Here is a 528-nt window from a genome sequence, read left to right on the forward strand (position 1 = left end):
TGGAGTTGCAGCGGCAAAAGCAGCTACAGCGGGCTGCTGAGTTGCTCGCCACTCATCCCACTTCGGAAGGGTCATCTTGTGGAAGGCTTCCCGGAGCGCCCGATAATCCTCTTCGGACCACCCGGCGGAAAGTTCCTCTGTCAGAGCAATGGCCTTGCTGGCATATCCGGCAAACGACATGGCGTCTCCGCGCATTGGTTGTGAAAGCAATCAGGATATGCGGCTTCAAGGGAGGGCGCCATGACTGAGGCTTGGTACAGCGCCACAGCGTTAGTGGAGGCCGCTAGAGCTGGCATCCTTGATCTGCCCACCTCCAAAAGTGGGCTGACACGCAAGGCTGCTCGAGACGGCTGGAAAGTCCGAGAAGTCAAAGGGGATGGTGGGCTGCAGTACCACTATCATGTTTCCAGCCTCCCCCCGAAGGCCCGGAGAGCGCTGGAGCGCAAGCTGCTGGCGGACGCGGCCGAGCAGGCCCCGGCCGTGCCGGCGCCGGTGGTGGCGCCGTCGCAGTTGCTTGCCTATCAGCGC

At 62.3% G+C, this 528-nt stretch carries 2 protein-coding genes; one reads left to right on the forward strand and one right to left on the reverse strand.

Features of this window, described 5'->3' with window-relative positions:
• The coding region (locus EPD66_RS24445; protein WP_221931080.1) for a hypothetical protein at positions 1-180 on the reverse strand (180 nt) is incomplete at its 3' end.
• 60 nt (positions 181-240) lie between these two features.
• On the opposite strand from EPD66_RS24445, the gene EPD66_RS22115 reads away from it, so the two are divergent.
• Positions 241-528: DNA-binding protein (locus EPD66_RS22115; protein WP_221931081.1), on the forward strand; the 288-nt coding region annotated here is incomplete at its 3' end.

Source organism: Telmatospirillum sp. J64-1, from assembly GCF_006980715.1.
GTDB classification, from domain to species: Bacteria; Pseudomonadota; Alphaproteobacteria; order Rhodospirillales; family Magnetospirillaceae; genus Oleiliquidispirillum; species Oleiliquidispirillum nitrogeniifigens.